The organism is Luteimicrobium sp. NPDC057192, assembly GCF_042670205.1.
GTDB lineage: Bacteria > Actinomycetota > Actinomycetes > Actinomycetales > Cellulomonadaceae > Luteimicrobium.
The window spans coordinates 42,912-68,867 of record NZ_JBHUWD010000001.1; the positions used below are offsets into that span (position 1 = coordinate 42,912).

Consider the following 25,956-nt stretch of genomic DNA (forward strand, 5'->3'; position numbering starts at 1 on the left):
ATGGCTGACGAGCGGACGGCGGTCGTGGTGGGGGCCGGGATCGGCGGGCTGACCGCCGCGGTCGCCCTCGGACGACGCGGCTGGGACGTGACGGTCCTCGAGCGGGCGACCTCGCTCGATCCGGTCGGCGCGGGGATCGCCCTCGCCCCGAACGCGGTGCGCGCGCTCGACAGCCTCGGCCTCGGCGACCCTGTCCGTGACCTCGCGGCCCTCCAGGGGCCGGTGGGCCTGCGCCGCCCCGACGGGCGGTGGCTCGTGCGCGGCGACGCGTCGATGGTCGGACCCGAGCCCACGGTGCTGCTCCACCGCTCGCAGCTCGTCGACCTCCTCCGGCACGCCCTGCCCGACGACGCCGTGCGCCTGGCCGTCACCGTCACCCGGGTGGACCCCGGCGGCCCGGGCGAGCGGGCGACGGTGCGGACCGCGGGCCCGGACGACGGCGCTCGGGCCGAGCTCGCCGCGGACGTCGTCGTCGCGGCCGACGGCATCGACTCGCCGATCCGCACCGCCCTGTTTCCCGGCCACGCCGGGCCGGCCTACTCCGGCGCGACCGCCTGGCGGTTCGTCACCCCGGAACCCGTCCCGGTGGAACCGGCCGAGACGTGGGGGCGCGGGTCCGTCGTCGGGCTGACGCCCCTCGCTGACGGCCGGATCTACTGCTACCTCACCGCGACCCTGCCCGAGGGCACGCGGTTCCAGGACGAGGTCGGCGAACTGCAGCGCCGGTTCGGGCACTGGCACGACCCGCTGCGCGCTCTCCTCGACGACCTCGACCCCACGACCCTGCTCCACCACGATCTGCGCTGGCTCAAGGAGCCGCTCCCCCGCTACGACGTCGGGCGCGTCGCGCTCCTGGGCGACGCCGCGCATGCCATGACGCCCAACCTCGGGCAGGGCGGGGCACAGGCGATCGAGGACGCGGTCGTCCTGGCGGCAAGCCTGCGGGGCACGCCGTCGGGCGGGGAGCTCGTCTCCCCCGCGCTCGCCGCGTACACCGCGGCGCGCAAGGGCCGGACGCAGCGGGTCGCGCGCGCGTCCGCTCAGGTCGGCGCGGCGACGACGTGGCGCGCGCCCCTGCTCGTGCAGGCGCGCGACCTGGCGATGCGCGCCGTCGGGCGCTGGGTGCTGCCGCGGGCGGCGCAGCGGCTCGACTGGATCCTCGACTGGCGCCCGCCCGTCGCGTGACCGCCTCGGCCCCGGGTGCGTAGAGACGCGGACCGATCGACCGTGGAGCGATGACCGACGCATCGACTTCCCTCTCCGCCGTCGTCCTCGTGGGCACGCTCAAGCCCTCCCCCGCGCCGTCGAGCGCGGAGCTCCTCGGCCACCAGGTCCTGGCCGCCCTCGAACCGCACGGGGCGCGAGGCGACGTCGTCCGGCTCGTGGACCACGACGTCAAGCCCGGCGTCGAGACCGACATGGGCGACGGCGACGCGTGGCCGGCGATCCGCGAGCAGATCCTCGCGGCCGACATCCTGGTGCTCGCGACGCCGATCTGGCTGGGTCAGCCCTCGAGCGTCACGAAGCGCGCGCTCGAACGCCTGGACGCCGAGCTCTCCGAGACCGACGACGAGGGCCGGCTCCTCACCTACGGCAAGGTCGCGCTGGTCGCCGTCGTCGGGAACGAGGACGGCGCCCACCACGTCAGCGCGGAGCTCTTCCAGGCGCTCGACGACGTCGGCTTCACGATCCCTGCCGCCGCCGTCACGTACTGGGTGGGTCCCGCGATGGGGTCGACGGACTTCCAGGACCTCGACGAGACGCCCGAGAGCACCGCCGCAGCGACGAAGACCGCCGCCGCGAACGCCGCCCATCTGGCCCGGCTGCTGCGGGAGTCGCCCTACCCGGCGTCCTGAGCGGGCTCCGGGTCGCGGCCGGAGGCTGACACGGGCTCGGCCTCCGGGGCCGGACCGGGGTCGCGCGCGCCCGGATCGCCCGACAGCCACCGCAGCCAGCCCGCGCCGGGGTCGGGCTCGAGCACGAGCGTCCTCAGCAGGAGCGTGAGCGGGATCGCGAGGATCGCCCCGAGCGGCCCGATCACGAACGTCCAGAACACCACCGACGCGAAGCTCAGCGTGAGACTCAGGTTCACGGTGTCCGCGACGAACTTCGGCTGCACCAGCACCTGCAGCACGACGTTGACCACGCAGTAGATCGCGACCACCGCGAGCGCCAGCGGCCACCCGCCGACGACGAGCGCCAGCACCGCCGGCGGCACCAGGCCGAGGACGAACCCGATGTTCGGGATGAAGTTGGTGACGAACGCGAGGATCGCCCAGACGGCCGGCGCCGGGATGTCGAGGAGCCACAGCGCGAGGCCGTCGACGATCGCGACGACCGCACCGAAGCTCGCGTTGACGACGAAGTAGCGCCGCACTCCGTCGTTGAACGCCGTCGCACGGTCGATCACGGGGCCGCGCGTCGCGCCGAACAGGCCGCGCGCGTGGCTGTACCGGGCGGCGTCGGCGGCCATGAAGATCACGTAGGCCAGCACGAAGAAGAACGCGCCGGCCACCGAGACGGCCGTCCCGCTGATCTTCGTGCCGATGGAGAGCAGCTTCGACGGGTCGAGCCAGCGGGCGGCGTCGTCCGCGGTGGAGGCCTGGAGCCCGAGGTCCGTGAGCCGGTCGGTGAGGTCGGTCGCGGCGCGTCGCAGATCGTCCACGTGCTGCGCGACGAGGTCGCCGAACTGGATGCCTGCGTACACGAGCATGGCGAGCAGGATCGCGAGGATCACGTACGCCGCGACGATCACGACCGTGTTCGCGAGCCACGAGGGCCAGCCCCGCCGCACCAGCGGCGCGCGCAGGGGCAGGACGATGATGACGATCACGGCGCCCAGGGCGATCGGCCCGAAGACGCCGCGCGCCGCGTGCACCCCGGCGAGCGCGACGACGGCCGCGGCGACGGTGAGGAGGATGCGGGTCGACGGGGCGAGGCCGCGGTGGGTGTGCTCCATCGGACGCCTGCTCCTGACCGTCGGTGGCTGTCGAGCGGCCATCCTCCCGCCGAAGGCCCGGCGGCGCACGGGCGACCCGCCGGGAGGCCGGTGCCGAATCGTGACCCACCGGTGCTGGGCGGCGCCTGTGCGCGGCGGCACGATGGATCTGTGGCCACCCGACGACGCGGCACCGCCCTCCGGTCCGTGCTCGCGCTCGCCGTCGGCGCCGTGCTGATCTCCGGGTGCGACACCGTGGTGGGCGTCGAACGGCCCACTCTGACCCCCGTGCCCGACGCCGTCGCCCAGCACGGCGTGACCTGCCCGCTCCCCGACAACGGCAGCGGCGTGCCGACCCCCGCCCTGCCCGAGCCCGGGCGCGTGCCCGACGGGTTCGTGCCCGTCGCCGCCGTCGAGTGCCCGGTCATGCCGAGCGTGACCGACGCCGAGGGCGTGTGGTCCGCCGTCGAGCAGGTCCGCTACACGGGCGACCTCACGGTGCTTCTCGCGGCGCTCGCGGAGCCCGACGATCGCCCGCGCGTGAACCAGGCGTGCGCGGCGATGCTCGTGATCGCCCCGCCGCTCTGGCTCGTGGACGCGACCGGCCGCGCGGTGCTCGTCCGTCGTCCGGTCGACGTCTGCCACGAGCCCCAGGGCGGCGTCGACGCCGCGCTCCGGCAGCTCACGGTCGAGTCCCGGAAGACGACGAAGGTCGCGCTCCTCACCCCGCGCACGGCGCCCGCCGAGCTGCTGTCGCCGGCGGCAGGCTGAGGCGGGTGCGCGACGGCACCGTGGGCGGCTCACGCCGCACCCGGTCGCCTCGCGGGGAAGGCGTGCCGGCGGCCGGCGACGACGACGAGGAGCGCGGGCACCAGGAGGAGCAGCACGCTCCACGGGAACGAGGTGGGGCCCATGCCGTCGAGCAGGATGCCACCGACCGCGCCACCGACGGCCATGAACGAGTTCCAGGTGGTCACCAGCAGGGCCTGGCCTCGGTCGCCACCCGCGTCCGTGACGGCGGTCTGCAGCAGGGTGGCCACCCCGCCCCAGCCCAACCCCCACAGGACCATCGACGTGTACACGGCGATCTCGCTGTCGGCGACGAGCACCAGCATCACCGCCGCAACGATGAACAGCGCCACGGAGACCAGCGTCAGCTGCCGCAGCCTGCGGTCGACCAACGCGCCCGTGACGAAGATGCTCACCATGGACGCGGTGCCGAACACCAGCAGGACGAGGTCGCGCCTGCCCCCCATGTCGTACGCGTCGAGGAAGCTGGCGATGTAGGTGTAGAGGATGTTGTGGGCGAGCACGTAGGCGGCCACCACGAACAGCACCGGCACGACGCCGGGCAGCTGGAGAGCCTGCAGGATGGGCTGCCGCTTCCCCGCCTTCTGCCCGGGGGCGTCGGGCACCGACACGCCGATCCACGCGAGCAGCAGGACGGAGATCAGGGCCACGACGCCGAAGGTCGGTCGCCAGCCGAACAGCCCCCCGAGGAAGGTGCCGACCGGGATACCCAGGGAGAGCGCCAGCGGGATACCCGCCATGGTGACCGCGATCGCCCGCCCCTGCAGATGTGGCGGTGCCAGCCTGCGCGCGTACCCGACGAGCTCGGCCCAGACGGCTGCGGCCGCCACGCCGGCGAACAACCGGGAGGTCATGGTCAGGGGGTAGCTGGAGGACAGCGCGGTGACGATGTTGGCGAAGGCGAAGACAGCCACGGCGAGCAGCATCAGACGCTTGCGTCGCCATCCCGACGTGGCCGCGGACAGCGGGATCGCCGCGACACCGGTCGCGATGGCATAGACGGTCAGCAGCTGGCCCGCCGCCGACTCGCTGACGGACAGGTCGCGGGCCATCTCGGGCAGGACACCGGCAGGTAGGGCCTCGGTGAGGATGCTCATGAACGCGGCGGTGCCGAGCGCCAGGAGCGGGGACCAGGAGAGCTTCTGACGTGCGTCCTCGTGACGGGGTGCGGAGGCGAGCGACTCGATCTGCGACGTGGTCATGCCCTATGCTCAAACCCTGACATCGATGTGAAGGTCAAGGCGACCGAGAGGTGGCGTGGATCACATGCTGATCGGAGAGCTGGCAGACCGCACCGGCACGTCTCGCCGCTTGCTGCGCTACTACGAGGAGCAGGGGCTGCTCAGCTCCAGCCGGTCTCCCAACGGCTACCGGGCCTACGCCGAGTCCTGCGTGGACCGCGTGCTCCAGGTGCGCGGCCTGCTCGACGCAGGGCTGCCGACCCGGGTCATCAAGGAGATCCTGCCGTGCATGGACTCCCCACGCGCCACCCGGATCTCCGGAGCCACCGACGACACCATCGCGACCCTGGAGCGCGAGCGCGACCGGATGACCGACCGCATTCGCTGCCTCGAGCGCAATCGCGACGCCATCGCCGGCTACCTGGACGCCGTCCGGGAGGCCCGGGGCACAGCCCGACCCCTCGCGTCGACGCCGGCCGAGGCTCCCGCGCTCGCCTGAGCGGCCGCCTCGAGCGTGCCGGCACGCTAGCGGTCGCGATCCTCGTCTTCGACCAGCCGCTTGAGGGCGGCCAGACGACGGTCCCATGCGGCGCCGACGGCCTCGAGGGCGCGCGCGGTCTCCGTGAGCCGCGCGCCGAGCGCCCGGTACCGCACCTCACGGCCCACCCGCACCGGCTCGACGAGCCCGGCGTCGGCGAGGACCGTCAGGTGCTTGGCGATCGCCTGGCGCGTCACGGGCAGGCGCTCCGCGAGCGCCGACGCCGACAGGTCGGACTGCCCGAGGAGCTGGAGGATCGTCCACCGGGTGTCGTCGCCGAGGGCGTTGAACACGGGGACGACGCTCCCGAGGGCCGGGGACCCGCCGCTCACGAGGCCTGGCTCCCCGCGTCGGCGCGTGTGCCCTCGGCGAATGCGACGAGCTTGTCGAGCTGGACGGTCCAGCCCTCGCGGTTGCCGCGCATCGAGGCGGCCGGGTCGGCGAGGCGCTCGAACCCGGTCTCGACGACGGTGAGGATCGTGGCGTCGCCGTCGGCCGCGAGCGTGAAGCGGACCTGGGTCGAGTTGTCGGGCGCGAGCGGGAGGCCCGGCGAGCCCCACGTGTACGCGAAGACGTGCGGCTCGTCGTGCTCGTCGACGCGCAGGGGGACGTCGCCGTAGCCCTCGAACGTGAAGGTCCCCTCCCCGCCGGGATGCGCGTCGGGCAGGCTCGCGCGCTCCGGGAACCACTGGGAGATGAGGCCCTCCTGCGTGAGGGCCGCCCAGACGCGCTCGCGCGGCGCCTCGATGCGGATGGTGCGGGTGACCTGGAAGGCCTCGTCGTCGACGACGGCGGGTTCGTTCGTGGTGGTCATGGTGTTCCTCTCGCTGGGTCGCCGGGGCGGGGTGCCGCGGGCGGGGAAGCTGCAACTACAGAGTTGCACGCACCACGCCTGTTAAGCAACCCTTAGGTTGCAAGTCGGCACGCCCGCCGTCAGCTCGCCTCGCGCCGCGTGAGCCGCAGCACCGGGATGACGCGCGTCGTCTTCGCCTCGTAGGAGCGGAAGCCCTCCGAGCGCTCCTTGAACCGCTCCCACGCCGCGTCCCGCTCCGCCCCCTCGAGCCGGACCGCGTGCACGGCGACCGTGCCGTCGTCGGGCGTCTCGATCTCGACGTCCGGGTGGGCGAGGAGGTTGTGGAACCACGCCGGGTTCTCCGGCGCCCCGCCCTTGGACGCCGCGACGAACCAGCTGTCGTCGGACTCGCGGATCGCCGCGACCGGGCTCACGCGTTCGGTGCCGGTCTTCGCGCCCCGGTGGTGGAGCAGCACCAGGCCGCGCCCGAAGTTCGTCACGGTGCCGCCCGTGGCACGGAACTCGTCGATGATTCCCTTGTTCCAGTCGCTCATGGCGCCAGTCTCGCCCCGGGCACCCACCGTCGCCGGGGACGGAGGGTGCCCGGCGCGTCGGTCAGGCCGCAGCGGGCGGCAGGTCGACCGGGTACGGCTGGTCGACGTCGGCCGAGGCGCTCACGGCCGCCCACAGGCGGTCCGAGGCGAGCAGCCGCTCGTCCTGGGCGACGGACATCGCGGACGCGAGCGCGCCGAGGGGCAGGTGCTCCGGGACGTCGTCGTGCTTCGCGACGCGGACGAGGATCCCCGCCGCGCGCTCGGGGTCGCCCGGGAAGCTCGCGGGGTCGCGCACGGCCGCGCCGACCGTCGCCGCGTACTCCTCGGGGATGTCGTGGACGGTCATCGAGGAGCCGGCCCAGTCGGTGCGGAAGCCGCTCGGCTCGACGACGAGGACCTTGACGCCGAACGGCGCGGTCTCGGTCCGCAGCACGCGGCTGAAGCCGTCGATCGCGAACTTGGCCGCCTGGTACGACGCGATGCCGGCCGACCCGCCGACGCGCCCGCCCACCGAGGAGAACTGGATGACGAGGCCGCCGCCCTGCTCGCGCAGGAGCGGGATCGCCGCCTTGGACACGTGGTAGACGCCCCAGAAGTTCGTCTCGAACTGCTCGCGGACGTCGGCGTCGTCCGCGGTCTCGATGGGCGACACGTTGGCGTAGCCGGCGTTGTTGACGATCACGTCGACGCGCCCGAAGGCCTCGCGGGCCTCCGCGAGCGCCGCGCGGACCGCGTCGGGGTCGGTGACGTCGAGGGCGATCGGGCGGACCCGGTCGCCGTACTCGGCGACGAGGTCGGCGAGGGACTCGGGGCGGCGGGCCGTCGCTGCGACGGTGTCGCCGGCCTCGAGGGCCGCGCGGACGAGGGCGCGGCCGAAGCCGCGCGAGGAACCGGTGATGAACCATGTCTGCTGCATGACAGTTAGTACAACACCGTTCTCTTAATAGCGCAACCGTGTTGCGCTAGACTGCTCGCGTGACGTCGACCACCTTCCAGCGTGCGCGCAGCGCCGAGGCCAAGCGGGCCCGTGAGGCCGCGATCCTCGACGCCGCGCGCCACCTCGCGTCCGAGCGCGGCATCCGCGAGATCACGCTCACCGACGTCGCGGACGCCGTCGGGATGCACAAGTCCGCGCTCCTGCGGTACTTCGAGACGCGCGAGGAGATCTTCCTGCGGCTCACCGCCGACGGCTGGCGCGAGTGGGGCCCTGCGCTGCGCGCCGAGCTCGCGCGCGACGACAGCCCGACGCCGTCGTCGGTCGCGAGCGCCTACGCGCGCACGCTCGCCGCGCGCGGCCCGTTCTGCGACCTGCTCGCGCACGCGCCGCTCAACCTCGAGCGCAACGTCTCGGTCGAGGCCGTGCGCACGTTCAAGCTCGTCACCCACGACGAGCTCGAGCAGATCGTCGCGGCCACCCGGACCGCGCTCCCGGCGCTCCCCGAAGCCGCCGCGACCGACGTCGTCGCGACCGCGGTCGCCCTCGCCGGGGCGTTCTGGCAGATCGCAACCCCGGGCGAGGAGGTCCTCGCGCTCTACCGCAGCGACCCGCGCCTGGGGCATGCGCTCGTCGACGTCGAGCCGCGCCTCGCCGGCATCCTCACCCGCCTGCTGCGCGGTTCGCTGCCCGGGCACGACGACGGCCCGGCCGGGGGCTGAGCACCCACCCCGACCGGGCCGTCCGTCCGATGGCCGTCAGGCCGTGGCGACCGCGAACACGTGCAGGTCGCCGCCGCTGACCGTCTCCGGCAGCGTGACGCTCTGCAGCTGCTTGCCGGCCTGCAGGGCGATGGGGGCGGACGCGAAGATGTCCGTCACCACCGGGTCCTTGCCCTGGCCCGCCTGGTCGCGGTAGGCCGTCTTCAGCGCGATGACGTTCCCGAACTGCGGGGAGCCGCCACCGCCACCGAGGGTCCAGTCGCTGAACCCGAGGGTGGCCTGCTGCGTCGTGCCGTCCGTGTAGGTGAGAGTCACCGTGCCGGACGCCTGGCCCTCGCTCGCGCTCCCGAGGAACGAGAGCTTGGTCGCGCCCTGCGACGTCGCGCTCAGGTCGAGGACCTGGTCGCCGCCCCCCGCCACGACGTTGTCGGGCGAGCCCGGTGCCACGTCCGGCCAGACGAAGTCGAACCCGTTCGCCGACACCGTGCCGCCCGGCGTCGCACCGGCCGCCGCGAGCGCCGGCGCCGAGTAGCTCCAGCCCTCGCCGTCGAAGTTCGCCTTCGGGTCGTCGTCCGAGGCGGAGATGCCGCGGTTGTTGACGTACCAGCTCAGCGTGCCCTTCGTCCCGACCGTCACCGTGATCGGTGCCGCGGCGATGCGCGTCCCGTCCTGCGCCGTCGCCGTGACGGGGAGCGTGTAGACGCCGGGCTCGGCGTCCTTCGCCGCCGTCACGGTGACGTCCGCCGTGACCGACCCGGAGCTCGGCACGGTGACCGTGCTCTTCGCCGGGGAGATGGTCAGACCGTCCGCGCTCGCCACGCTCCAGGCGACCTGCACCTGGCGGCCGGTCATGGTCGAGAGCTTGAGCGACGTCGTCGCCGACGTGCCCGGCTCGACCTTGACCGACGGATCGGTCGCCCGCACGAAGGCCGGGATCTCGCCGTCGCGGAACGACGGCGGAGCCTCGTGCGCCGCAGCGCCCCACGAGGTGTCGGGCGTCGACGACAGCGTGTAGTCGAGCTCGCCGCCGCCGGTCGCGATCTTCGCCGGCACCCAGGGCCGGTTCGAGGGCGCACCCTTGACCTTGAGGTTCGCGACGTACTTCGCGCTCGCCGACGCCTCCGGCGCGTTGACCGTGATGGTCTTGCCGGAGCCCGTGTGCACGACGGCCCGCGGGAACAGCGGCGCGGTGAGGACGAGGTCCGCACGCGTCGGGTTCTGCGGGTACATGCCGAGCGCCGACCACACGTACCAGGACGACATGGTCCCCGCGTCGTCGTTGCCGGGGATGCCGCCGGGCTTCGTCGTCCAGAGCTGGTCCATCTCGGCGCGGACCGTCTCCTGCGTCTTGTACGGCGCGCCGACGTAGTCGTAGAGGTACGGCGCGTTGATGTCGGGCTCGTTGGTCGCGTCGTACTTGGTGTCGTCCCTGGCGGAGAGGTCGAACGTGCCGTCGGCGTTCCGGAAGAAGCCGTCGAGCCGGTCGACCATGGCCTGGTTGCCGCCCAGCGCGGACGCGAGGCCCGCGATGTCCGAGTAGACCATCCAGGTGTAGCGCGCGCTCGACCCCTCGACGAAGCCGGAGCCGGTCGACGGGCTGAAGCTCGCGCCCGCCCAGGTGCCGTCGGCGGAACGGTTGCGCATGTAGCCGCCGTCCGCGGTGGCGTCGGGGTCGAACACGTTGGTCCAGCCGCCCGAACGGTCACGGAACGTCGCCGCGGTCCGCTGGTCGCCCAGGGCGGCGGAGAGCTCGGCGATGCCGGCGTCGGCCGCCGCGTCCTCGAGGGTCTCGGCCGCGCCGCCCCAGCAGTGGCAGTCGTCCGCGGGGACGTACCCGATCTTCAGGTACTGGTCGAGAGCCGGCCGCTGGCCGACGCACTCGACGTTGCAGCCCGCGCTGCTGGCGTCGTTCGCGGTCGGGACGGTCGCCGCGGTGACGAGGGACTCGAGCGAGCCCTTGACGTCGAAGTCCCGCGCGCCGAACGCGTACATGCCCGCGAGCGCCGCGGCCGACGGGTCGCCGGACATGACGCTCGTCTTCATGTTCTCGAGGAGCCACCGGTCCCACTCGCCGCCCCGCTGGTCGGCGTAGTTCTTGAGGGACTGGGCGTAGTCGCTCGCCACCTGCGGGTTGAGCAGCGCGAGGAGCTGCACCTGGCCGCGGTACTGGTCCCAGCCGGAGAACGTGCCGTACTGCTGGTCCTGGTACTTCTTCGTGACGCTGTGGACCTTGCGGTCGCCGCCGAGGTACCGGCCGTCGACGTCGCTGGTCAGCGTCGGCTCGAGCATCGCGTGGTAGAGCGCGGTGTAGAACGTCGTGCGCTGGGCGTCGGTGCCGCCGCCGACCTGCGCGGCGTTCAGCGCCTTGTCCCACTGCGCCACCGCGGCGTCGCGGGTCTGGTCGAACGTCTGCGCGGCCGGGTTCTCGGCCTGGAGGTTGAGCTCCGCGTTCTCGGGGCTCACGTACGAGATCGCGACCTTGACCTGGACCTTGTCGGTCCCCGCGGGGAACGTCACGTACGCGCCCGAGCCCTTGCCGGCGACGGGGTTGCCGCTCGACGAGTAGCCCGTCCCGCCCGACGCCGACGTCGAGCCGGGCGTGAGGGTGCCGTCCTTCCAGGTCCCCTCCGACGCGAACGCGGTGTCGAAGTGGGCGGTGAAGTAGAGGGTGTAGCCGTCGTGGCGGTTGTTGCCGCTCTGCGGGCCGCAGAAGTTCCCGGCGGAGATCGAGCCGGTGACGACGTGGTTCTGGGTGTCGACCTTGACGGTCGCGTCGGCGCTGCCGGACTCCGCGTTCGACGTGCGGAACAGCATGCTCGCGGACTTGCCTGCGGGGTAGCCGAACTCGCCGGTGCCCGTGCGCGCCGTCGTCGTGAGGCTCGCGCTGGCACCGCTGTCGAGGGTGACGGCGTAGGACCCGGCCGTCGCCTTCTCGTTCGCGTGCGAGAACGTGCTCGCGTAGGTGGCGTCCTTGGTGTCCGCGCTGGGCGACGAGGTCACGTCGCCCACGACCGGCATGATCGGGATGTCGCCGTTAGCGCCCGAGCAGCCCACCCCGTTGAGGTGCGTGAGGCTGAAGCCGCGGATGCGGGTCGCGTCGTAGCGGTAGCCGCCGGGCGCCGGGTTGGACGCCTGGTTTCCGGTCGAGGTCTGCGGGCTCCAGGCCAGCATGCCGAACGGCACGACGGCGCCCGGGTAGGTGTTGCCGGCGTTCGACGTCCCGATGATCGGGTCGACGTACGTCGCGGGGTCGGTGACGAGCGGCGGGGTGGGGCTCTTCGCCGCCTGCGCCGGTAATGCCGTGAAGGCCCCGGTGAGCAGCGCTGCGGCTGCTCCGGAGGCTGCGAGGACGCGCCATGCGCGACGTCCCGGCAAGGGGTGGTGCACCATCGTCGGTCTCCTGCCCTTCGTGCGGTGAGGTGTTGACGCACTACGGGCCTGACATCGCTGGCTGACAGCGTTGTCCAAGCCTCTAGGTGTCTATCCCGCGCCATTGCCCGGTGTCAAGGATCGACCGCGTGTCGCGGCCGCGCGCCCGGCGCGTCGCCGACGACGACGGCCCCGCCGCGCAGGTGCGGCGGGGCCGTCGAGGCTGGGTGTGCGCAGGAGCGGGCCCGCGCCGTCGGGGCTACTCGGTGACCGCGGCGGCCACGAGCTCGTCGCGGACGGCGTCGGGCGCGTCGGCCACGGGGGCCTCGGGCGTCCGGCCGCGGCGCGGGATCAGCAGGACGACCAGCGCCCCGGCCGCCGCAGCGGCAGCGCCGATGACGAAGCACAGGCGGAACGCGCCGTGCGTCGGGATCTCGGGCGTGCCGGGGGCGAGGACGAACGTCTGGCTCGTGAGGACCACGGCCATGACCGCACCGGCGACCGTCGTGCCGATCGACCGCATGAGGGTGTTGACCGAGACGCTCGATGCGGCCTCCGCCGCGGGGACGTTGGTCAGGATGAGCGTCGGCATGGCCGCGTACCCGATCCCGACGCCCGCGCAGACGATGCACGAGGCGATGAGAAGCTGCCACGGCGCGTTCGTCATGAAGACCGCGACGACGTATCCCGCCGACAGGACGAACGCGCCCGTCGCGAGCGTGATCCGGCCACCGAAGCGCGTGAGGAGCTTCGCGGAGACGGGCGAGAACAGCATCATCATGAGACCGCCGGGCGCGAGCCACAGGCCCGCCTGGAGGATCGTCTGGCCGAGGCCGCCCGCAGCCTTCGGCAGCTCGAGGAGCTGGGGCACCACGATCGACTGCGCCATCATGCCGAAGCCGATGAGCACCGCGGCGATGTTGGTCAGCAGGACGGGGCGCTTGCCCATGGTGCGCAGGTCGACCAGCGGGTCGTCGTGGCGCTTCTCGAACCAGCCCCACAGCAGCAGGACGACGACGCCACCGCCGATCATGCCGACGGTCGAGGCCTCGCCCCAGCCCCAGTCGTTGCCCTTCGAGACGCCGACGAGGACGCCGACGAGGCCGATGGCCAGCCCGATCGCACCCACGAAGTCGATGCGCCCGGGGTGCCGGTCGTGGGTGTTGGGGAGGAACGCCAGGGACAGCAGGGTCATGGCGACGGCGAGCACCGTGGAGACCCAGAACAGCGCGTGCCAGTCGTGGTCCTGGGCGATCCAGGCGGCGAGCGGCAGGCCGAGCGCGCCGCCGACGCCGAGCGTGGCGGACACGCCCGCGACGGCGCCGTTCACCATCTGCGGCGGCGCGACCTCACGCACCATCGAGATCGCGACGGGGATGTAGCCCATCGCGATGCCCTGGAGCACGCGCCCCACGAGGACGATCGCGAGGCTGTCGGAGAGGGCGCAGACGAGGGAGCCGGCGACGAGGATCGTCGCGGCCGTGACGAGGACCGGCTTCTTGCCGACGAGGTCGGCCAGGCGTCCGACCAGCGGCATCGCGACGCCGCCGCCGAGGAGCGTGGCGGTCACGACCCACGACGCGTTGCTGACGCTCGTGTCGAGGAGCTGCGGAAGCTCCGACTGGATGGGGATGACGAGGGACTGCATCAGCGCGGCGCAGAGGCTGCTGAACAGCAGCACCGCGATGACGAGCACCGCGCGGTCGCTACGACGCGCGGTGCCGAGGGCCGGCGAGCTCACGGGCGTCTCCTTCTGAAGGCATGGATGTGCAAGATACACAACGTTGAATGACATGTATGCTACCTACATATCCGTTCGAAGCCAAGGTATGCGCCCAGGAGGGGACATGACCGCCAGTCGACAGGCCGTTCCGACCCGCTACCAGCGGACCGGACAGCTCACCCCGGGCACCCGCGTCGCCTCCGCGCTGTTCCACCTCGACCAGCACCGCCGCGCCGTCGAGAACCACGGCCCCCTCAACGTCGCCGACGGCCGGCTCCTCTGGCTCTTCAGCGACCGCACGCCGCGCACCCTCCGCCAGATCGCGGACGAGCTCAACCTCGAGCAGTCCACCGTCAACCGCCAGGTCAACGGCGCGCACCAGGCGGGGCTCCTCGACCGGCAGCGCGACCCGGACCGCGGTGCCTACGTGTTCCAGGCCAGCGAGGCCGGCCTCGCGCGCTTCGAGGAGGCCGTCGCCTCGTCGCTCGGCCAGTACGACGACGCCCTCGCCGCCCTCGGCCCCGGCGAGGCCGCGCAGCTCGTCGAGCTGCTCGGGAAGTTCGTCACCGCGTACGGCGAGGTCGTCGAGGGGTCGGCCCCGCGCCGGTAGCGCGCGCTGCCCGCGCTCAGGTGCGCAGGACGCTCTCGTCCTGCGTGAGCTCACGGTCGACGACGACGGTCCCGCCCACGAGCGCGGACCGCACCGCGTCGACGTCGGCGCCGTCCTCGGACGCGAGCACGACGGCGGAGGTGCCGCGCGCCAGGACGTCCTCGATCTCGTCCGCGACCCGCCCGTCCATCCCGACCTCGAGGTCGAGGCCGTCGCCGGCCGCGTAGGCGGTGCCGCGCGACGACCCGAAGCCCATGCCGATGATGCCCTGCAGGTAGTCCTTGCCCACCTCGCGCATCGACGTCCGGCCCTCGTGGAGCGCGAGCGTCGGCCGCTTGTCGCCGGCGAGCCAGGTCACCACGCCCCGGCGCACCCCCGGTCGGTCGGGAAGGGCCCGCGCCGCCTCCCGTGCGCCGTCGGGCGTGTCGAAGCGCCAGACCGTCATCCATGCCATGCCGTCACCCCTGCGTGTCGTGCGCGAGGACGGGCGGCACCGCCCGCCGCGGTCAGCCTGGCGGAGCCGACACCGCAGGTCAATGCCCCGCACGCCTCACTCAGTGATCTTGAAGTACTCGTCACGACTGACCTTGCGGAGCCCGTCCACGCCGGGCGCGAAGAGCTTCTCGGTGCCCGGTCCCTTCGGGAGCCACTCGTAGCGCTCCGTCCTCGACTCGTGGCTCGGCCGCTTCAGCTCAGGGAGCTGGTAGTCGACGTCGAACTGGCTCAGGACGGGGAGGCGAGTGTCCGGGTCGAAGCACACACGCCAGCTCCAGGCACCACTCGCACCCCTGTCGGCAGGGATGCCTGGACCGCCGTCGACGATCGCCTGGTCCCCCTTGCCGGCCATCCGCAGGCAGACGGCGGCCCGCCCGTCGACCGGCGACGTGCTCGGGCCCGACGTCGTGACACCGGGCGCAGCGGCGATCTCCTTGGCCGCCGCCAGCGCCTTCCCGATCTCCTCGGCGAACTCCGCGATCTGGTCCGGGAGCGACGGCACGGCGAGCTTGCCCGTCGTCTTCGCGGCCCACGGGAACGTCGAGTACACGCCCGCGACCGGGTCGATGTACCAGTACGTCATCCGCCCGTCGGTGCGCCCCCGCACGGCGACCTTGAGCTCCTCGACGCCTCGGTGCTCCGGCGGGCCGTCGCTGTCCATCGGTGTGATCACAGTCCACCGGGTGGCGTGGCCGTCGCCCGCGTCGATGTCACGGTCGACACCGTTCGACGACTTCTTCTCGCCCGGGTGCTTGATCCACCCGGACTTCGTCGTCACGAGGACGAGGTCCGCCAGGTCGACCTCGTGGAAGGCACGTTGCGCTCGCGTCACGTACGCGACCACCTTGCCCGTGGCGGCCCCCTGCGACGTCACGGGTGGCGCGGACGCCTCCGCCGACGCCTCAGGCGCGTCCTTGGCCGAGGTCGCCGCGGCCGGGGGCGCGGCCTCGGGCGCGGCGCCGTCGTCGGGGGCGAGGACACCCGAGACGACGAGCCCCGCGGCCGCGACGGCTCCCACGCCCGCGACGCCCCAGGCGCCGACCCGCGCCCGTCGCCGGCGGGTGAGGCCGCCGGGGACGAACGCGTCGGACCGGTCGTGGACCCGGTCGAGGAGCCGCTCCAGGTCGAGCCCGTCCTCTTCGTCGAACCGCTCGATCATGCCGTCGCTCCTTCCCGGCGAGGCCACAGCCCCTCGCGCAGCTGCTCCACGGTGGCCGCGGTGACGGCCGCCTCCTCCTCGTAGGCGCGGGCCAGCCGCGCCTTGGCTCGCCGGGCGCGCACGGACGCCGTGTTGGGCCGGCAGCCGAGCGCCGTCGCGAGCTCAGGGATCGACAGCCCCTCGCCGAGCAGCAGCCGGATCACCTCCTGATCCTGCTCGGAGAGCCGGCCCAGCAGGCGCCGGACGGCGTCCCGCCCGACGACGTCTCCCGCGTGGTCCGGGAGCGCGGCCGGGCTCGCCCCTGCGACGCGCCGGGCGAGCTCCGCGCGCCGGGAGCCGGCGCGCAGCTGGTTCGCCATGACGTTGCGGGTCACGCGGAGCAGCCAGCCGAGCTCGTGCTCGGGGATCTCGCCGATCCGACGCCACGCGACGACGAACACCTCGCAGACGACGTCCTCGGCGTCCGCCGGGGCGAGCCGGGTCCGTGCACAGCGGTAGACCGCCCGGGCGTGCGCGCGGTAGAGCGTGTCGAGCCGCTCTCGCGCCACGTCGCGCGGGGGTGACGTCATGGTGGTGCTCCGTCCTGTCACGAGGGCGGGCACCGTCGGTCGCGCCCACGACCGTGTATGTCCGGCAGGCCCGCCAGGATGACAGGCGGCGCACAGAAAAGTTCGCCCGGCCGTCGCCGGGCGCAGGAACGCGAGGCGCCCGGTGCTCCCGGACGCCCCGCGTTCGTGTGGTCAGGTCACTTGGTGAGCTGGAAGTACCGGTCCCGGCTCACCTGCTGCAGGCCCTCGAGGTCGGGGGCGACGAGCTTCTCCGTGCTCGCGTTCCGCGGCAGCCACGCGTACCGGGTGGTGTGCGTGCTGTAGCTCGGCGTCTTGAGCTCTGCGAGCTGGTAGTGCGTGCTGTACGTGTGCAGCACCGGGAGCTGCGTCTCCGGGTCGAAGCAGGTGCGCGACGACCAGTCGACGACGTCGGTCCGCACGTTCTTGCCCATCGCCTTGAGGGCCTTCTGGTAGCTCTTCACCGCCTGCTCGGCCGTCGAGCCGCCCTTGCCCTTGGTGGCGCCCCACCCGACCGACGTGACGCCGTCGCCCTTCATCCGGAGGCACACGGCCTCCTTGCCGTCGATCGTCGTCGTCGTCACGGGGGAGCTCGTCACGCCCTTGAGGGCAGCCATCTCCTCCACAGTCTCGAGTGTCCGGCTCACCGTCGCGACGTAGTCCTTGATCTGGTCCGGGACCGACGGGTCCCCGTCGCCGACGGACCACGGGAACTCGGCGTAGACGCCCTTGCGGGGGCTGACGTACCAGTACGTCATCCGCCCGTCCTCGGCACCCGGGATCGCCTTCTTGACCTCCTGGTCGCCGGTCATGTCGGTCCCGACCTGCCCGTCGAGCTCCTTGACGTCCGTCCAACGGCTCGCCGAGCCGTCGCCGGCGAGGACCTCCCGCGTGCTCGTCGTGTCCATCTTCGCGTCGTCCGGGTGCTTGATCCCGTCCGTCTCCTCGGACGACACGATCATGTCCTTGAGCGCGAGCCGCGCCACCGCGCTCCTCGCCTTCTTCACGTAGACGACGGTCTCCGCGGTGACACCCCCCTGCGGTGTCGCGGCGGACGCCGCCGCGTGGGGCGTCGTCGTCGCGGGCACGTGAGGCGCGGCCTCAGGCGAGGTGCCGCCGTCCGGAGTGAGGACGCCGGAGACGACGAGTCCCGCGGCGGCGACCGCACCGATGCCCGCGACACCCCAGGCGCCGACTTGGACCCGCCGCTGCCGGGTGAGCCCGCCCGGTGCCTTGCCGTCCGTGTTCCCGTGGATCCGACCCAGGAGGCCGTCGAGGTCGAGCCCGTCCTGCTCGGCACCGGGCATGCGGCTCGCGTCCTTCCGCAGCCGCTCGATAGGGTCGCTCATGCTGTCGCTCCTTCTTCACGGGGGCTCAGGGCCCCCGAGGTCTGCTGCGGCGCCACCGGGCGCCCTTCCTCCTCGTAGACGCGGGCCAGCCTGGCCTTCGCGCGCCTGACCCGGGCCGACGCCGTGTTCGGGCGGCAGCCCAGAGCGGTCGCCAGCTCGGGGATCGACAGGTCCTCCAGGACCAGCAGCCGCAGGACCTCCTGGTCCCGTTCCGGCAGCCGGCCCAGCACCCGCTCCACGGCGTCCCGCCCGACGACGTCGCCCGCGTGGTCGGGCAGCGTCCCCTCGCCGAGGCCCGCGACCCGCTGGGTGAGCGCCGCACGCCGGGAGCCCGCCCGCAGGTGGTTCGCCATGACGTTCCGCGTCACCCGCAGCAGCCAGCCGAGCTCGTACTCGGGGATCTCGCCGATCCGCCGCCACGCGACCACGAACACCTCGCACACGACGTCCTCGGCGTCGTCGGGCCCGAACCGTGCCCGCGCGCACCGGTAGACGGCCCGCGCGTGGGCCCGGTACAGCGCGTCGAGCCGTTCGTTCGCCTGGTCGAGCGGTGGTGACTTCATGTCTCGCTCCGTCCTGTCGAGGGCGGGCGCCGCGTTCGGTGCCCCCGTACAGGTATGTCCGGCAGGAGGCCTCAGGATGACAGGTGGAACGCAACCGGCCGCGTGCGAACCCTTGACAGACCTGGGACCGTGAGGGCATGACACTCACGTTCAGCGGTGCGGTGTTCGACAGCGCGGACCCGGCGACGGTCGCGGACTTCTGGGGCCAGGCGCTCGGCTGGTCGGGGCGCGAGTCCGGCGAGCGCGGCGAGGCGGTGATCTACCCGCAGGAGGGCGAGACGGTCTACGGCCCGCCGAGCCTCGTCTTCCAGCCGGTCCCGGAGGGCAAGGCCGTGAAGAACCGGCTGCACCTCGACTTCGGCTCCACCGACCAGGCCGCCGACGTCGCCCGGCTCGAAGGCCTCGGGGCGCGGCGGGTCGACGTCGGGCAGGGCGACGACAAGACCTTCGTCGTCATGGCCGACGTCGAGGGCAACGAGTTCTGCGTCCTCGGCGACTGACCTCCGGCCGCGGCTGTCGTCGCGACCTGCGGGACGGCACTTCGGCGCGTCAGCCCTCCGAGGGGACCAGGCGGAGCGTCACGGCAGTGACGTCCGGCCCGACGACGGTCCCCACGATCGCGGGCCCGTGCCGGTCGTACTTGGCGTGGTAAGCGGCGTCGACGGCGTCGTGGAGCGCGGCATCGGCGGGCTCGAAGGTCACGTCCTTGTCGACGCCGCCGGCGCGCACCCGGCCGCGCCCCGACGCCTCCGCGCGGCGGAACCACCCGTTGCGAGGACCGTAGGCGGAGCGCACGAACAGGTCGTCACCGGACCGCACGACCCAGATCGTCACGAACGGCCGCAGCGTGCCGTCCGCGCGGTAGGACGACACCTCCAGCTCCTCTGCGGCTCCGATGCGGTCCAGCTCGTCGGTCGTCCAGGCCATCGTGGCGCTCCCTCGTCGGTCGGTGTCCCCGTCCAGCGTCACGGCCGGGCCCCGGCCGCGCATCTCAGCCGAGCAGCGGCAGCTCGCGCCGCACGGTCGCGGCGGACGACGCCGCGAGCTCCCCGACCCGGTCGGGCCTCCGGTCGAGCGCCCACCGGACGACGTCGAGCGCGTGGAGCACCGCGAGCGAGCTGACGGCCCGCGCCGCCTCGTCGGGCGCGGTGCCCGTCTCCTCGAGGACCGCGCTCAGGACCTCGGCCCACGCCACCGCGGACACCGGCGTCTCCTCGTCGTCCGTCACGTGCCAGCGGCGGACGACCTCGAGGTCGGCCCAGGGCGTCGGACCGGCCTGCGCGCAGCCCCAGTCGAGGACGACGTACCCGCCGTCGGGCGCGGTCACGAGGTTGCGGTGGCACAGGTCCCCGTGGACGAGCCCCTGCCGGAGGCCGAGGTCGTGGACCGACGCCACGACGTCGCGCAACCGGCCGCGGTCTGCAGGGTCGTAGACGCCGAGGCCGGGAAGCGGGTCGTCGGGGCCGAGCGCGCCGAGGTTGTAGGCGAGGTGCGCGGCCCACGAGGCGTCCAGGTCGCGCCCGAACCGCGAGAAGATCCCGTCCGGCGCGTCGTCCGTCGGCACCCGGGCGAGCTGCGCGGCGACCGTCCCGACGGCGCGCCACCCGGCCAGGTCGTCGGCGGCCGTCGGCACTCCGGCGACGTGCTCGACGACGAGCACCGACACCCCGTCGACGTGCGTCCGCGCGACGACCGGCGCCGTCCGGATCCCGACGCGTGCGGCGGCGTCCGCGCACCAGGCCTCGACGTCGAACGGGTCGTCCCCCCGGCGTGCGGCGTCCCGCGTGAACCGCACGACGACGTCCGCGCCGTCGGACCGGACCCGCACCGCGTGGTTCTCGTTGCCACCCGCGAGCGCCACGGCCGTCCCGTCACCGAGCCCGAGCCCGCGGACGACGCGGCGCGCGAAGCCCTCGACGTCCTGCTCGGGCGCGGTGGTGGGAGGCACGGGGTCACGCTATCGGCCGGTTAGGGTCGGCGGGTGCGTCCCCGCCTCGTGCTCCTGCTCGTCGCGCTCGCGGTGGTGCTCGCGGGGCTCGGCGCCCGCGCGCTCCTGCCGTCCGTGCTGGGCGGCCCGGCCGGCGACGCGCTGTACGCGACGCTCGTCGTCGTGCTGGTCGCGCTGGTCCGCCCGACGACGCCGGTCTGGCTCGCGGCCACCGTCGGGTTCGGCTTGTGCGTGCTCGTCGAGCTGTTCCAGCTCACGGGGGTGCCGGCCACGCTCGCCGCGCACTGGCCGCCGGTGCGCCTGGCGCTGGGCACGACGTTCGCTGCGACGGACCTGCTCCGCTACGCCGTGGGCGCGCTCGTCGGCGGGCTGGCCTGCGCGCCGGTCACGGCTCGCGCGCGTCGTACCGCGCCTGGTTCCGCTCGACGTCCGGGTCGTGCTGCACTGCCCACTCCGCGAGGGTGACGGCAGGCTCGATCAGGGTCCGACCGAGCGCGGTCAGCTCGTAGTCGACGCGCGGTGGCACCTCGGCGTGGACGGTCCGCGAGACCAGCCCGTCGCGCTCGAGGTGCCGGAGCGTCAGGGTGAGCATCCGCTGCGAGACTCCCGGGATCCGGCGCTGCAGCTCGGTGAACCGCAGGCGGCCGCCGTCGAGGGTGGCGACCACGAGCAGGCTCCACTTGTCCCCGATGCGGTCGAGGATGCGGCGGATCGCGCGACCGCCGTCCCCGCGGATCAGGCATGTCTTCTCGTAGCCGGCCACCGCTCTCCCGTCGTCGGGCACACCGGTGTGCCTTTTGTAGGTCGTCTGCCGGTCACCGATCATGTGCTTGCTTACCTACAGTAACCGTGGAGGTCGTGATGGAGATCGCGTACTGGGTCCTGGCCGGCGTGCTCGCCGTGTTCTACCTCTACTCCGGCCTGCTGAAGCTCGTCCGCAGCAAGGAGCAGCTCGCGCCGATGATGGGGTGGGTCGACACCGTCCCGATGCCGGCAGTCCGACTGATCGGGGCCGCCGAGGTGCTCGGCGCCGTCGGGCTCGTGCTGCCGCCGCTGACAGGGGTCGCTCCCGCGCTGGCGGTCGTCGCGGCCGTGGGTCTCGTCGTGCTCCAGGTCTTCGCGACGGCGCTGCACCTCGCGCGCGGCGAGACCAGGCAGATCGGCCTGAACCTCGCGCTCCTGGTGCTGGCCGCCGTCGAGGTCTGGCTCGCGACGATCTGGTGACCCGGCTGCGGCGTCGACCGCCGCGCGACGCCGTGAGCTCTCCGACGGCGGGGTGGTGCGGCGACCGTCCCGCCGGGTGACCACGGGCTCGCCCCCGGGGGTCGGCCAGGGTGGGGCACGGGCGCGACCGGGGGCACGTCACCGCGAGGGTGGAACCACCGCCGGGAACCGCCCGGCCGCACCTGAGGAGCCCGCCATGACCACCGTCCGTTTCCACCTCGTCTCGTCGCTCAGCGCCCCCGAGGTGATGGAGATCCTCACCGACTTCAGCAGCGCCCGCCCCGACGCGTGGCCCACCATCGACGCCGAGCACTTCGAGGTCCACGCGATCGGCGCCGACTGGGCCGAGGTCACCGAGGGGACGGCGTCCGCCTGGGAGCGGGCCCGCTACGAGTGGGACACCGAGAAGGGCCGCGTCGAGATCACGACGCACGACTCGAAGGTCTTCGGCCCCGGGGGCGGCTGGGTGTTCCAGCTCTCCGCGGTCGAGGGCGGCACCCGGGTCGACGTCGAGCTCACGCGCACGCCCCAGGGGACCAAGCGCATGCTCCTGGCCGCGCTGCTCCCGCTCGTGGCGCCGTCGTCGCTGCGCAAGTCGTTCGCCCGGCCGCTCCAGGCCGCGTGAGGACGCTCCCCCCGTCGGTTACCTCGACTCCCCCGGGCCCGTCATCCCCCACGACGGCACCGGATGGGAGAAGGTAACGGCGTGAGGGACACCGGCACGGACACGGTCGCGGAGGCGTTCGAGGAGCAGCGGGGCAGGCTGGTGGCGGTCGCGTACCGGATGCTCGGCTCCCACGCCGACGCCGAGGACGCGGTCCAGGAGGCGTGGCTGCGGCTCAGCCGTCAGGACGCCGACGGCATCGACAACCTCGCGGGCTGGTTGACGACCGTCGTCGGCCGGATCTGCATCGACACGCTGCGGACCCGGCGGACCCACCCGGAGTCGGCCGCCGGCGAGCTGCCGGAGCCCGTGGTGACCGAGGACGTGGACGGGCCCGAGGAGGGCGCGGTGCTCGCCGACTCGGTGGGGCTGGCGTTGCTCGTCGTCCTCGACACGCTCCGCCCCGACGAGCGCCTGGCGTTCGTCCTGCACGACCTGTTCGGAGTCCCGTTCGACGAGATCGCCCCGGTCGTCGACCGGTCGACCGACGCGACGAAGATGCTCGCCAGCCGCGCGCGACGCAAGGTGCAGGGCACCCCGCAGCCCGCGGACCGGCGTCGGCAGCGGGAGGTCGTGGACGCGTTCCTCGCGGCGTCGCGCGCCGGCGACTTCGACGCGCTGCTGCGGGTGCTCGACCCCGACCTGAGGTGGACGCGCCACACGAGCCACGGCACGATCGTGAAGGTCGGCGCCGAGGCGCTCGCCGCCCAGGCGCGACGCGGGGCAGACGCCCGCTTCACGGCACGACGCGTGCTCGTCGACGGCACGCCCGGCCTCCTGGCCTGGGGCCCGACGGGCCGGCCTCTGGCCCTCATGACGTGCACCGTCGTCGGGGACCGGATCACCGAGATCGTCTCGTTCATGGACCCGAAGGTGCTCGAGTCCATCGACCTGCCTGCGGGGGACGCCTGAGCCGGCTCAGCGGGGCAGGACGTCCGCGAGCGCCGTCGCGACCAGGCGTCGCACGCGCTCGAGGTCGGGGGCGCCGTCGTCGGGACCGCCGGACGCGCTCGCGAACAGCAGGTGCCCGCCGCCGACGAGGGCCAGCGTGAGCGTGTCGACGTCGGCTCCGGGCGCGACCCGCCCCAGGTCGCGCTCGCCCACGAGATAGGCGGCGACGGCGCCGGCCACGGGCGCGAGGATCGCGACGCCGCCGCCGGGCACCGCGGCCCGCAGGCGCGCGCGCAGCTCGTCGCGGAAGGTCACGAGCGGGACGATCGCGAGCGGCACGGGCCCGAACAGCGTGACCAGTGCGGCCGCGAGGTTGTCGACGACCGCCCCCGTCCCGACGGACGCGCGCAGGACCTCGGCGTCGCGCTGCAGCCGCGCCTCCTGGTCGAGGACGAGCGCCACGAGGAAGCCGTCGAAGTCGTCGAAGTGCCGGTGCAGCACGCCCTTGGCGCATCCGGCCTCGTCGGTGACGGCTCGGCTCGTCAGGGCGGACGGCCCGTCGCGGAGGAGGATGCGCTCGGCGGCGTCGAAGAGCTGCTGGCGGGGGTCGCTCAGGCGCACGCCGGTGGGCATCGGTCCTCCTCCCGTCGTCGTGACCTGGTCGCAGTCTGTCACCTGCGTGGCCTGCCGTTGCAGGAGTGGGCAAACGCCCACTACCGTGTCGCCATGGCGTCACCCACCGCGCAGCCCGGTCGCCCGCCCGCCCCGATCCACGGTCAGCGCGCGATGGCGGAGTCCTTCGGCACCGACGCCGAGCGCTACGACCGGGCGCGCCCGCCCTACCCGGAGGCCCTGATCGCGGCCGTGGTCGGGGTGCCGCCCGAGGGGCCCGCGCGCGACGTGCTCGACGTCGGCAGCGGCACCGGCATCGCCGCGCGCCAGCTCCAGGCGGCCGGCTGCACGGTCCTGGGCGTCGAGCCCGACGCCCGCATGGCCGCGTTCGCCCGCGAGCGCGGCCTGCCCGTCGACGTCGCAACCTTCGAGGCGTGGGAGCCCGCCGGGCGCTCGTTCGACGCCGTCGTCGCCGCACAGTCGTGGCACTGGGTCGACCCGGCCGTCGGCACCGCCAAGGCCGCGAGCGTCCTGCGCCCCGGGGGCCGGCTGGCCGTCTTCGGTCACGTCTTCGAGCCGCCCGACGACGTCGCGCACGCCTTCGCGGAGGCCTTCCGTCGGGCGGTGCCCGAGTCGCCCTTCGCGGGCGGGTCGGGCCGGAGGCCGGTCGAGGCGTACCAGGCGGGGTACGCGGCCGTCGCGGAGACGGTCCGCGGGACGGGGCTGTTCGAGGCGCCCGAGCACTGGCGGTTCGTCGTCGAGCGCACGTACACGCGCGACGCGTGGCTCGAGCTGCTGCCCACGACCGGCGGCCTGACCCGCCTGGATCCCGACCGGCTCGCGGACGTGCTGGACGCCGTCGGCGCCGCGATCGACGCCCACGGCGGCAGCTTCACCATCCCCTTCACGACCCTCGCCGTGACCGCCCGACGGGCCCGACGGTGACCCCACGGTGTGTGAGATGTCGACTAGATGATGTGTGAGATGTCGACTAGATGATGTGTGAGATGTAGGCTAAGCCGATGGCCAGCGCATACGTCCATCGCCTCTCGGACGTCGCACTCGACTCGCTCCTGACGGGGCTACCCGCAATCGCGATCCAGGGCGCCAAGGGAGTCGGCAAGACCGTGACAGCGCGGCGCCGCTCAGATCGGACCGTACGGTTCGACGTCGCGCAAGAACGGGACGCATTCGCAGCGGGCGCTTTCGACCTTTCGCCACGCGGCACCACCCTGCTCGACGAGTGGCAGCTCTATCCCCCCTGCTGGGACCAGGTTCGCCGTGCGGTCGACGACGGCGCTCCCGCCGGTTCCTTCATCCTGGCAGGGTCGACGGCACCGCCGGGCGCCCGGATCCACTCAGGCGCAGGGCGGATCGTCACGCTGCGGATGCGCCCCCTCTCCATCGTGGAGCGCGGCCTTGCGGACCCCGCTATCGGAATCTCCGACCTCTTCGCGTCGGACGGCACGACTGCGATCCAGGCCGAGACCGACGTCGACCTCGACCGCTACGTCGACGAGATCTTCACGTCCGGTTTTCCTGGCGTACGCGATCTGACAGACGAAGCGCGCGATGCATGGCTCGACGGCTACCTCTCCCACACCGTCGAGAAGGAGTTCGTCGAGCAGGGCACGAGCGTCCGTCGACCAGGCTCGCTCCGCGCTTGGCTGACCGCGTACGCGGCCGCGACCGCCAGCACCGCCACTTACTCGCGCATACTCGATGCGGCAACCGCGGGAGTTTCGACCAAGCCGGCGCGCGACACCACCGTGGTCTATCGCGACGTGCTCACCCGAACCTTCGTGCTCGATCCGGTCGAGCCATGGATCCCTGTGTACAACCCGCTCAAGCGGTTGACGCAAGCACCCAAGCACTTCCTCGCCGACCCGGCCCTCGCGGTCCGCCTCCTCGGGCTCCACCGCGACGACGTGCGTGCAGGAAGGGACACCGGCCGGCTCGACCCACGAAGCGGCTCGATGCTCGGTCCGCTGTTCGAGCACCTCGTCGCGCAGTCCGTCCTGGCTTACGCCGCGACGACGGGCTCGCGCGTGGGACACCTGCGTCAACAGGACGGACGCCATGAGGTCGACCTGATCGTCGAGCGTGGACGGCGTGTGGTGGCGATCGAGGTCAAGCTCGCTGCCGCGGTCGACGACCACGACGTCAGGCACCTCCTGTGGCTCCGCGATCAGCTGGGCGACGATCTCGCCGACGCGATCGTGGTGACCACAGGAAGTCATGCCTACCGCCGGCGGGACGGCGTCGCCGTCGTCCCGGCGGCGCTGCTCGGCCCGTGAACACACAGGATGAGCC

The 25,956-nt window shown here is 73.2% G+C and carries 30 protein-coding genes; 13 read left to right on the forward strand and 17 right to left on the reverse strand.

The window, feature by feature from the left end; translation table 11 throughout:
• On the forward strand, nt 1-1,185 hold the full coding sequence (locus ACFT5B_RS00235) for an FAD-dependent monooxygenase (RefSeq protein ID WP_386795961.1): 1,185 nt from the start codon (nt 1-3) through the stop codon (nt 1,183-1,185).
• Nucleotides 1,186-1,235: 50 nt separating this feature from the next.
• On the forward strand, nt 1,236-1,856 hold the full coding sequence (locus ACFT5B_RS00240) for a flavodoxin family protein (protein ID WP_386795962.1): 621 nt from the start codon (nt 1,236-1,238) through the stop codon (nt 1,854-1,856).
• Here the strand turns inward: ACFT5B_RS00240 and ACFT5B_RS00245 are convergent.
• Entirely contained in the window at nt 1,841-2,959 is a 1,119-nt protein-coding gene (locus tag ACFT5B_RS00245; RefSeq protein ID WP_386795963.1) for an AI-2E family transporter, read from the reverse strand. The genes ACFT5B_RS00240 and ACFT5B_RS00245 overlap by 16 nt on opposite strands.
• Before the next feature lie 150 nt (nt 2,960-3,109).
• Between ACFT5B_RS00245 and ACFT5B_RS00250 the strand changes: the two genes are divergently transcribed.
• Nucleotides 3,110-3,709 (forward strand): hypothetical protein, encoded by a 600-nt coding sequence (locus ACFT5B_RS00250; RefSeq protein ID WP_386795964.1) that lies wholly within the window; start codon nt 3,110-3,112, stop codon nt 3,707-3,709.
• Nucleotides 3,710-3,738: 29 nt separating this feature from the next.
• Here ACFT5B_RS00250 and ACFT5B_RS00255 read toward each other — a convergent pair whose 3' ends face one another.
• Nucleotides 3,739-4,950: an MFS transporter gene (locus ACFT5B_RS00255; protein ID WP_386795965.1), complete on the reverse strand. Its 1,212-nt coding sequence runs from the start codon at nt 4,948-4,950 to the stop codon at nt 3,739-3,741.
• Between the two features lie 64 nt (nt 4,951-5,014).
• Here ACFT5B_RS00255 and ACFT5B_RS00260 point away from each other — a divergent pair, with 64 nt between their 5' ends.
• Nucleotides 5,015-5,428, forward strand: a complete 414-nt coding sequence (locus ACFT5B_RS00260; RefSeq protein ID WP_386796196.1) for a MerR family transcriptional regulator — start codon at nt 5,015-5,017, stop codon at nt 5,426-5,428.
• Between the two features lie 26 nt (nt 5,429-5,454).
• Here the strand turns inward: ACFT5B_RS00260 and ACFT5B_RS00265 are convergent, their stop codons facing one another.
• The 4 genes from ACFT5B_RS00265 to ACFT5B_RS00280 form a co-directional block, all read right to left on the reverse strand.
• Nucleotides 5,455-5,799 carry an ArsR/SmtB family transcription factor gene (locus ACFT5B_RS00265; RefSeq protein WP_386795966.1) on the reverse strand — a complete coding sequence of 115 codons (345 nt, stop codon included), beginning with the start codon at nt 5,797-5,799 and terminating at the stop codon, nt 5,455-5,457.
• Nucleotides 5,796-6,281 carry an SRPBCC domain-containing protein gene (locus tag ACFT5B_RS00270; RefSeq protein WP_386795967.1) on the reverse strand — a complete coding sequence of 162 codons (486 nt, stop codon included), beginning with the start codon at nt 6,279-6,281 and terminating at the stop codon, nt 5,796-5,798. The genes ACFT5B_RS00265 and ACFT5B_RS00270 overlap by 4 nt, the downstream gene beginning before the upstream one ends.
• A 119-nt stretch (nt 6,282-6,400) precedes the next feature.
• Entirely contained in the window at nt 6,401-6,814 is a 414-nt protein-coding gene (locus ACFT5B_RS00275; protein WP_386795968.1) for a nitroreductase/quinone reductase family protein, read from the reverse strand.
• 61 nt (nt 6,815-6,875) lie between these two features.
• On the reverse strand, nt 6,876-7,730 hold the full coding sequence (locus tag ACFT5B_RS00280; RefSeq protein WP_386795969.1) for an SDR family NAD(P)-dependent oxidoreductase: 855 nt from the start codon (nt 7,728-7,730) through the stop codon (nt 6,876-6,878).
• 59 nt (nt 7,731-7,789) lie between these two features.
• On the opposite strand from ACFT5B_RS00280, the gene ACFT5B_RS00285 reads away from it, so the two are divergent.
• Entirely contained in the window at nt 7,790-8,470 is a 681-nt protein-coding gene (locus ACFT5B_RS00285; protein WP_386795970.1) for a TetR family transcriptional regulator, read from the forward strand.
• Nucleotides 8,471-8,506: 36 nt separating this feature from the next.
• On the opposite strand, the gene ACFT5B_RS00290 is transcribed toward ACFT5B_RS00285, so the two are convergent.
• The gene (locus tag ACFT5B_RS00290; protein ID WP_386795971.1) at nt 8,507-11,860 is read right to left on the reverse strand and encodes a GH92 family glycosyl hydrolase; all 3,354 of its coding nucleotides are present in this window, start codon (nt 11,858-11,860) and stop codon (nt 8,507-8,509) included.
• 238 nt (nt 11,861-12,098) lie between these two features.
• Nucleotides 12,099-13,580, reverse strand: coding sequence for an MFS transporter (locus ACFT5B_RS00295; protein WP_386795972.1), 1,482 nt, complete (start codon nt 13,578-13,580; stop codon nt 12,099-12,101).
• A gap of 106 nt (nt 13,581-13,686) precedes the next feature.
• On the opposite strand from ACFT5B_RS00295, the gene ACFT5B_RS00300 reads away from it, so the two are divergent.
• Entirely contained in the window at nt 13,687-14,172 is a 486-nt protein-coding gene (locus ACFT5B_RS00300) for a MarR family winged helix-turn-helix transcriptional regulator (RefSeq protein ID WP_386795973.1), read from the forward strand.
• A 16-nt stretch (nt 14,173-14,188) separates the two neighbouring features.
• Here ACFT5B_RS00300 and ACFT5B_RS00305 read toward each other — a convergent pair whose 3' ends face one another.
• The 5 genes from ACFT5B_RS00305 to ACFT5B_RS00325 form a co-directional block, all read right to left on the reverse strand.
• Entirely contained in the window at nt 14,189-14,626 is a 438-nt protein-coding gene (locus ACFT5B_RS00305) for a hypothetical protein (RefSeq protein WP_386795974.1), read from the reverse strand.
• Nucleotides 14,627-14,722: 96 nt separating this feature from the next.
• Complete coding sequence (locus ACFT5B_RS00310; RefSeq protein ID WP_386795975.1) at nt 14,723-15,826, reverse strand: hypothetical protein; 1,104 nt, start codon at nt 15,824-15,826, stop codon at nt 14,723-14,725.
• Entirely contained in the window at nt 15,823-16,395 is a 573-nt protein-coding gene (locus ACFT5B_RS00315; protein WP_386795976.1) for an RNA polymerase sigma factor, read from the reverse strand. The genes ACFT5B_RS00310 and ACFT5B_RS00315 overlap by 4 nt, the downstream gene beginning before the upstream one ends.
• Nucleotides 16,396-16,571: 176 nt before the next feature.
• Entirely contained in the window at nt 16,572-17,741 is a 1,170-nt protein-coding gene (locus ACFT5B_RS00320; RefSeq protein ID WP_386795977.1) for a hypothetical protein, read from the reverse strand.
• Nucleotides 17,738-18,304 carry an RNA polymerase sigma factor gene (locus ACFT5B_RS00325; RefSeq protein ID WP_386795978.1) on the reverse strand — a complete coding sequence of 189 codons (567 nt, stop codon included), beginning with the start codon at nt 18,302-18,304 and terminating at the stop codon, nt 17,738-17,740. The genes ACFT5B_RS00320 and ACFT5B_RS00325 overlap by 4 nt, the downstream gene beginning before the upstream one ends.
• A 137-nt stretch (nt 18,305-18,441) precedes the next feature.
• Between ACFT5B_RS00325 and ACFT5B_RS00330 the strand changes: the two genes are divergently transcribed.
• The gene (locus ACFT5B_RS00330) at nt 18,442-18,804 is read left to right on the forward strand and encodes a VOC family protein (RefSeq protein WP_386795979.1); all 363 of its coding nucleotides are present in this window, start codon (nt 18,442-18,444) and stop codon (nt 18,802-18,804) included.
• A 49-nt stretch (nt 18,805-18,853) separates the two neighbouring features.
• Here ACFT5B_RS00330 and ACFT5B_RS00335 read toward each other — a convergent pair whose 3' ends face one another.
• Nucleotides 18,854-19,231 carry a DUF2255 family protein gene (locus ACFT5B_RS00335; protein ID WP_386795980.1) on the reverse strand — a complete coding sequence of 126 codons (378 nt, stop codon included), beginning with the start codon at nt 19,229-19,231 and terminating at the stop codon, nt 18,854-18,856.
• Nucleotides 19,232-19,295: 64 nt separating this feature from the next.
• Nucleotides 19,296-20,252, reverse strand: a complete 957-nt coding sequence (locus ACFT5B_RS00340; protein ID WP_386795981.1) for a phosphotransferase family protein — start codon at nt 20,250-20,252, stop codon at nt 19,296-19,298.
• 33 nt (nt 20,253-20,285) lie between these two features.
• On the opposite strand from ACFT5B_RS00340, the gene ACFT5B_RS00345 reads away from it, so the two are divergent.
• Nucleotides 20,286-20,717, forward strand: a complete 432-nt coding sequence (locus tag ACFT5B_RS00345; RefSeq protein WP_386795982.1) for a DUF2809 domain-containing protein — start codon at nt 20,286-20,288, stop codon at nt 20,715-20,717.
• Here ACFT5B_RS00345 and ACFT5B_RS00350 read toward each other — a convergent pair.
• Complete coding sequence (locus ACFT5B_RS00350; RefSeq protein WP_386795983.1) at nt 20,638-21,078, reverse strand: winged helix-turn-helix transcriptional regulator; 441 nt, start codon at nt 21,076-21,078, stop codon at nt 20,638-20,640. The two genes, ACFT5B_RS00345 and ACFT5B_RS00350, sit on opposite strands and share 80 nt — an antisense overlap.
• Nucleotides 21,079-21,101: 23 nt before the next feature.
• Between ACFT5B_RS00350 and ACFT5B_RS00355 the strand changes: the two genes are divergently transcribed.
• The 3 genes from ACFT5B_RS00355 to ACFT5B_RS00365 all read left to right on the forward strand — a co-directional run bounded on the left by ACFT5B_RS00355 (nt 21,102) and on the right by ACFT5B_RS00365 (nt 23,052).
• Nucleotides 21,102-21,476: a DoxX family protein gene (locus tag ACFT5B_RS00355; RefSeq protein WP_386795984.1), complete on the forward strand. Its 375-nt coding sequence runs from the start codon at nt 21,102-21,104 to the stop codon at nt 21,474-21,476.
• A 196-nt stretch (nt 21,477-21,672) separates the two neighbouring features.
• The gene (locus tag ACFT5B_RS00360) at nt 21,673-22,101 is read left to right on the forward strand and encodes a hypothetical protein (RefSeq protein WP_386795985.1); all 429 of its coding nucleotides are present in this window, start codon (nt 21,673-21,675) and stop codon (nt 22,099-22,101) included.
• A gap of 81 nt (nt 22,102-22,182) precedes the next feature.
• Entirely contained in the window at nt 22,183-23,052 is an 870-nt protein-coding gene (locus ACFT5B_RS00365; RefSeq protein ID WP_386795986.1) for a sigma-70 family RNA polymerase sigma factor, read from the forward strand.
• Nucleotides 23,053-23,058: 6 nt separating this feature from the next.
• Here the strand turns inward: ACFT5B_RS00365 and ACFT5B_RS00370 are convergent, their stop codons facing one another.
• Nucleotides 23,059-23,664 (reverse strand): TetR/AcrR family transcriptional regulator, encoded by a 606-nt coding sequence (locus ACFT5B_RS00370; protein WP_386795987.1) that lies wholly within the window; start codon nt 23,662-23,664, stop codon nt 23,059-23,061.
• Nucleotides 23,665-23,757: 93 nt separating this feature from the next.
• On the opposite strand from ACFT5B_RS00370, the gene ACFT5B_RS00375 reads away from it, so the two are divergent.
• Both ACFT5B_RS00375 and ACFT5B_RS00380 read left to right on the forward strand, forming a co-directional pair.
• Nucleotides 23,758-24,588 carry a class I SAM-dependent methyltransferase gene (locus ACFT5B_RS00375; protein ID WP_386795988.1) on the forward strand — a complete coding sequence of 277 codons (831 nt, stop codon included), beginning with the start codon at nt 23,758-23,760 and terminating at the stop codon, nt 24,586-24,588.
• 77 nt (nt 24,589-24,665) lie between these two features.
• Nucleotides 24,666-25,940, forward strand: a complete 1,275-nt coding sequence (locus tag ACFT5B_RS00380) for an ATP-binding protein (RefSeq protein WP_386795989.1) — start codon at nt 24,666-24,668, stop codon at nt 25,938-25,940.
• The last annotated feature ends 16 nt before the right edge of the window (nt 25,941-25,956 follow it).

What these genes read in the sequence shown, in the direction of transcription:
- ACFT5B_RS00235 (WP_386795961.1), top strand. Translation starts at nt 1, where the DNA reads ATGGCTGACGAGCGGACGGCGGTCGTGGTGGGGGCCGGGATCGGCGGG.
- ACFT5B_RS00240 (WP_386795962.1), top strand. Translation starts at nt 1,236, where the DNA reads ATGACCGACGCATCGACTTCCCTCTCCGCCGTCGTCCTCGTGGGCACG.
- ACFT5B_RS00245 (WP_386795963.1), bottom strand. Translation starts at nt 2,959, where the DNA reads ATGGAGCACACCCACCGCGGCCTCGCCCCGTCGACCCGCATCCTCCTC.
- ACFT5B_RS00255 (WP_386795965.1), bottom strand. Translation starts at nt 4,950, where the DNA reads ATGACCACGTCGCAGATCGAGTCGCTCGCCTCCGCACCCCGTCACGAG.
- ACFT5B_RS00260 (WP_386796196.1), top strand. Translation starts at nt 5,015, where the DNA reads ATGCTGATCGGAGAGCTGGCAGACCGCACCGGCACGTCTCGCCGCTTG.
- ACFT5B_RS00270 (WP_386795967.1), bottom strand. Translation starts at nt 6,281, where the DNA reads ATGACCACCACGAACGAACCCGCCGTCGTCGACGACGAGGCCTTCCAG.
- ACFT5B_RS00275 (WP_386795968.1), bottom strand. Translation starts at nt 6,814, where the DNA reads ATGAGCGACTGGAACAAGGGAATCATCGACGAGTTCCGTGCCACGGGC.
- ACFT5B_RS00280 (WP_386795969.1), bottom strand. Translation starts at nt 7,730, where the DNA reads ATGCAGCAGACATGGTTCATCACCGGTTCCTCGCGCGGCTTCGGCCGC.
- ACFT5B_RS00290 (WP_386795971.1), bottom strand. Translation starts at nt 11,860, where the DNA reads ATGGTGCACCACCCCTTGCCGGGACGTCGCGCATGGCGCGTCCTCGCA.
- ACFT5B_RS00300 (WP_386795973.1), top strand. Translation starts at nt 13,687, where the DNA reads ATGACCGCCAGTCGACAGGCCGTTCCGACCCGCTACCAGCGGACCGGA.
- ACFT5B_RS00305 (WP_386795974.1), bottom strand. Translation starts at nt 14,626, where the DNA reads ATGGCATGGATGACGGTCTGGCGCTTCGACACGCCCGACGGCGCACGG.
- ACFT5B_RS00310 (WP_386795975.1), bottom strand. Translation starts at nt 15,826, where the DNA reads ATGATCGAGCGGTTCGACGAAGAGGACGGGCTCGACCTGGAGCGGCTC.
- ACFT5B_RS00315 (WP_386795976.1), bottom strand. Translation starts at nt 16,395, where the DNA reads ATGACGTCACCCCCGCGCGACGTGGCGCGAGAGCGGCTCGACACGCTC.
- ACFT5B_RS00320 (WP_386795977.1), bottom strand. Translation starts at nt 17,741, where the DNA reads ATGAGCGACCCTATCGAGCGGCTGCGGAAGGACGCGAGCCGCATGCCC.
- ACFT5B_RS00325 (WP_386795978.1), bottom strand. Translation starts at nt 18,304, where the DNA reads ATGAAGTCACCACCGCTCGACCAGGCGAACGAACGGCTCGACGCGCTG.
- ACFT5B_RS00330 (WP_386795979.1), top strand. Translation starts at nt 18,442, where the DNA reads ATGACACTCACGTTCAGCGGTGCGGTGTTCGACAGCGCGGACCCGGCG.
- ACFT5B_RS00335 (WP_386795980.1), bottom strand. Translation starts at nt 19,231, where the DNA reads ATGGCCTGGACGACCGACGAGCTGGACCGCATCGGAGCCGCAGAGGAG.
- ACFT5B_RS00350 (WP_386795983.1), bottom strand. Translation starts at nt 21,078, where the DNA reads ATGATCGGTGACCGGCAGACGACCTACAAAAGGCACACCGGTGTGCCC.
- ACFT5B_RS00360 (WP_386795985.1), top strand. Translation starts at nt 21,673, where the DNA reads ATGACCACCGTCCGTTTCCACCTCGTCTCGTCGCTCAGCGCCCCCGAG.
- ACFT5B_RS00370 (WP_386795987.1), bottom strand. Translation starts at nt 23,664, where the DNA reads ATGCCCACCGGCGTGCGCCTGAGCGACCCCCGCCAGCAGCTCTTCGAC.
- ACFT5B_RS00375 (WP_386795988.1), top strand. Translation starts at nt 23,758, where the DNA reads ATGGCGTCACCCACCGCGCAGCCCGGTCGCCCGCCCGCCCCGATCCAC.
- ACFT5B_RS00380 (WP_386795989.1), top strand. Translation starts at nt 24,666, where the DNA reads ATGGCCAGCGCATACGTCCATCGCCTCTCGGACGTCGCACTCGACTCG.